At 47.9% G+C, this 3,870-nt stretch carries 5 protein-coding genes; all 5 read right to left on the bottom strand.

Annotated elements, in window-relative coordinates; translation table 11 throughout:
• Nucleotides 1-378: 378 nt before the first annotated feature.
• A complete protein-coding gene (locus tag FKG94_RS28435; protein ID WP_218943676.1) occupies nt 379-777 on the bottom strand; it encodes a DUF7668 domain-containing protein in 399 nt (132 codons plus the stop codon).
• A 151-nt stretch (nt 778-928) separates the two neighbouring features.
• The gene (locus FKG94_RS28430; RefSeq protein WP_218943675.1) at nt 929-1,501 is read right to left on the bottom strand and encodes an HNH endonuclease; all 573 of its coding nucleotides are present in this window, start codon (nt 1,499-1,501) and stop codon (nt 929-931) included.
• Between the two features lie 582 nt (nt 1,502-2,083).
• On the bottom strand, nt 2,084-2,302 hold the full coding sequence (locus FKG94_RS28425) for a BrnA antitoxin family protein (RefSeq protein WP_142930333.1): 219 nt from the start codon (nt 2,300-2,302) through the stop codon (nt 2,084-2,086).
• The gene (locus FKG94_RS28420) at nt 2,299-2,586 is read right to left on the bottom strand and encodes a BrnT family toxin (protein ID WP_142930332.1); all 288 of its coding nucleotides are present in this window, start codon (nt 2,584-2,586) and stop codon (nt 2,299-2,301) included. Before FKG94_RS28420 ends, FKG94_RS28425 begins: the two co-directional genes overlap by 4 nt.
• 478 nt (nt 2,587-3,064) lie before the next feature.
• On the bottom strand, nt 3,065-3,870 hold an 806-nt coding region (locus FKG94_RS28415), incomplete at its 5' end, for a reverse transcriptase domain-containing protein (protein ID WP_142930331.1).

The raw sequence follows: 3,870 nt of genomic DNA, 5'->3' as shown, positions 1-3,870 counted from the left end.
GCCATGTTCTCAGACCCCGGCGGTGTCGCAGCAACTTGCCATAACGTTACTGAGACTGCTGCTTTCCGGTACAAAGCAAGCCGTCAGCTTTCCCATCCGTCGATGATTATCCAATGACCGCCACTCTACAATATTTCGGGGATCAATAAATGGCCTACACTCTCGTTCCACCCTTGCTCCGCACACCTCGTTACCTTGGTCGCACCCGGGCTTCACTACTAACCTGCTGGCTAAGCTTTGGTTGTGGGAGGACTGGAGTGAATTCAATTACCTGCACCTCCTGGGTAACATTAATCAATTTCCGAATTTATAAAATTCATCCCAAGACTTCGGATTTATCTCGGCACGAGCCACGATTTGTTAGACACTTTTGCAGATTTAGGGCACATAAACCATGACAATATCAATGGTGTAGCCATTTTCACTTTCTGAAACCCGTGCGCGAAGTACCAAATCACTACGTCCCTCACCGGCGGTCCATAGATCGATAAGTACGTCCCAGTGATTGCCCATCCATATATACACTGAAGATTTCCACGTTTCTTTAGGTAGCTGAATTAATTCCTCTCCGTAATCTTCGATGTTCTCCTTAATATATTTAGCTGTTTCATTTGAAATGGAAGAAATACCTGTAATTTTATAAGAAAGAGAATAATCTTTTTTCACTAAGGCATCTACAATACTGGAAAACATTGGACGCCATACAGTAGGAACTGGGCGCTCGTTTTCCTCATCTTTTTCGACAACAACTTCGATTTCCGCCATTGTAGCTTCCACCCACATTTCCGACTAACGCCATGAGCAAGCGCGCGGTAACGCGTCGCCTTGCCTTTTTAAGCGCTGAACTCTGAAACAGCACGCTAATTAATGCATCTTGCAACGACATTTGACCACCAGCCAGCTCTGCTGGCGATTGTGCCTTGTCTTGTTATAGCTTTTCATATGAATCAGCTATCTTTTTGTTAATTTCAGCCGCCAAAGCTTGCGCCTGACGCATTGTATCTTGTACTAACGCCCAATTAGCCCAGTGCTTAGCCCATTTCTCTTTGCCTACAACGGCCTCAAAATCTACAACTGTGGGTTTCTCCCATTTTTCATAGGCAGCTAAGCGTTCCATGCGTTGCTCAAGGTCTCGTACGCCACGCGACTTTGGGGACAGCTTGGCATCACTTACCATCCATTTCGCCCAAGGCCTATTTCCTTTGGATTGATTACATTTTCCACAAGCTGGTACCAAGTTATGAATTTCAGAAATGTACCCGGTTGGCTTTTTATTTAGAACCAGCGGCCTCAGATGATCCCATTCAGATACAATCGAACCACAGTAAGAGCATTGAAAGCTATCGTGGTCCATACCTAGAATTGCCAGTGCACTCTTTACTTGCTCATTCGTAGGCTCAATTACAGGAATAATTGAGTTAATAAATGAATTAGTAATACTCGATGATCTTCCCGTGATTTTCATCGGTTTTGGCATTCTAAATAGTGGTAAGTAATCCATAACTCTCTTTAGCTAGTCGTGGTAGAACGCCCAGTTACCCGGACGCCCCCATACAGGCCCGGCGCGCGGAACTACCGCACGGGGCTCCTCAGTAATAACTTTGCGACCATGCATGGGCAGCCCCCTTTTTCGAATAACCGGGTCACCTTGTACTGCTTTGGCTATACCGATGATGGGTGTGGCAGTCGCATAACCTACAGCAGCGGCTTAAACCCGGCCCAATTGCAGCTTCGACGCTGACTCCGCCTACAAATATCGTCAGACGAAACTGACTTTCGGAGCGATACCAGTGCTTCCGGGACACGGCTCCCCTACGGCATCTATTGTTCGCTGTGCACGCTTCACATAGCTTGTTCGGCCGTTGATAGCAGTAAAAAAAACTGCTGACTGGAGAGTATTCTCTCTCCCAACGCTCCGCACTACGCGCAACACTCGCTAAGGGTGGCTGGTTAGGCCTTACCCTACAGGGACTCCCACCCTGCCAGATGCACCAAGCTTCCTTGACGCACTAACGCCTTGCACAGCGGCGCGAGGTACGAGCGTCCAGCCCCGAAGGGGCGAACTGCTGCAATTTGTTAAGGTTTAGGGCTGCCACTGAACGTCAACTTTACGATGATGATTAGCACAATCGCGTAGATAGAGATTTATCAGGCTTTGATAAGGGATTCCTGACTCTTCGGACATTTCTTTAAAATATTCAATTACATCTTCGCTGAGTCGAATTGTGACAGGCTTCTTCAATTTAGACGCATAAGGATTCTTACGGGATTTCATTTTTGAAAAATCATACTCTTTTTTCATGACTCTTCACCTCGATAGTGGCGCTGTTCATTTTTGGTAGCTTTGCGTGCTGAAATGATGCGTAAGACTTCATTATCATCTCCACGCTCACAATGAACTACAACTAGAATACGGGAAAGGTTGCTCATACCAAGCAGGATGAACCTTTCTTCTTCGTTTGGAGTTTCATCATAGAATTGGACGGCGAGATCATCATAGAACACAGACTTAGCCTCCTCAAATGAAACACCATGCTTCTTGAGGTTGGACTTTGCCTTAGCTTGATCCCATTCGAATTTAAGCATATGTACATTGTATGTACAAACCAAAAGATGTCAAGAGCCTTAAGGATTGCTTAAGGGGCGCGCCGCTTTTGGCGCGTCCCGGCCCGAGGGGCCCTTGCTTTAAGCCCTGGTTATGGCTGCGACTGGCACACAGGCTACAACGCACGGTGCGGAGCCACAATCGGATTAATGAAACCGCAAGCATACCACACCGGCGGACACCGTAAACGCACTTATTGGCACACCACGCCAGTGGCGATGGTAGAGCCATGACGGCTTACGTTAATGAAGGCACCAGGAACGAGACTACTGAAAACAGAATCTTGCACATTCTTTGATGCCGAGTTGCCAATAAGTAGCGATATCTTTTTGTTTACCACTGACCATGAAAAACTCATGGCCGAGCACCAGTCGTGGTAGAACGCCCAGTTACCCGGACGCCCCCACACAGATCCCGGCGTGCGGAACTACCGCACCGGGCTCCTCAGTAATAACGTTGCTACCGTGCATGGGCAGCCCCCTTTTCAAACAACCAGGTCACCTTATACTGTTTTGGCCGTACCGATGACGGATGTGGCAGACGCATAACCTCCAGCAGCTGCTTAAACCCAGCCCAGTTGTAACTCCGACGCTGACTCCGTCGGTTTAACCACTTAAACAACAACTCTACCACCATTGAGTGGTAGCGATAAAGACGATGACCATTACCTTTAACTGCGAAGTAGCGGTAATGCCCCAGCATTTTAACCCGTAACTCCCTAGCCAGCTGATACAGTCGCTTTTGGCGGGATTGTTTAATCCACTCCTTCAACGACTGGCGCAGTGACTTCAGCTTGCCTAGGGCTGTGCGACGTAGCACTCGCGGCTTGCCATCCAAACCCGGCCACCAATAGAACTCAAACCCTAAGAATTTGAGCCTCCGCCGTTGGCTGGGCCAAAAACGGGAGAAACGAACCATGGTGGTCTTCTCTTCGGCAAGATTCAAACCGAATTTTCTCAGTCGTGCCGGCATTGAGCCATAGACAGCTTTGGCATCACGATAGTGCTGGAAAGCCAGCACATAATCATCAGCATATCTCAGCAGAAAAGATTTTCCTCTGAGCTTAGGTTTGATCTTGCGCTCAAACCACAGATCAAGAGCAAAATGCAGATAGATATTTGCCAGGATGGGCGAGATAACACCCCCTTGCGGAGTACCCGCAAGAGGTTTTACCGCTTTGCCATCAGGCCTATGTACCTTGGCTTTCAACCATTGATTGATCAATGCCAGCAATGCTTTGTCATCGATTCGCTGTTTCAGCATCT

The sequence above is a fragment of the Exilibacterium tricleocarpae genome (assembly GCF_007004655.1).
In the GTDB taxonomy this organism is placed as follows: Bacteria; Pseudomonadota; Gammaproteobacteria; order Pseudomonadales; family Cellvibrionaceae; genus Exilibacterium; species Exilibacterium tricleocarpae.
This window is presented reverse-complemented; position numbering and strand designations above follow the sequence as displayed.

What these genes read in the sequence shown, in the direction of transcription:
- FKG94_RS28420 (WP_142930332.1), bottom strand. Translation starts at nt 2,586, where the DNA reads ATGCTTAAATTCGAATGGGATCAAGCTAAGGCAAAGTCCAACCTCAAG.
- FKG94_RS28430 (WP_218943675.1), bottom strand. Translation starts at nt 1,501, where the DNA reads ATGGATTACTTACCACTATTTAGAATGCCAAAACCGATGAAAATCACG.
- FKG94_RS28425 (WP_142930333.1), bottom strand. Translation starts at nt 2,302, where the DNA reads ATGAAAAAAGAGTATGATTTTTCAAAAATGAAATCCCGTAAGAATCCT.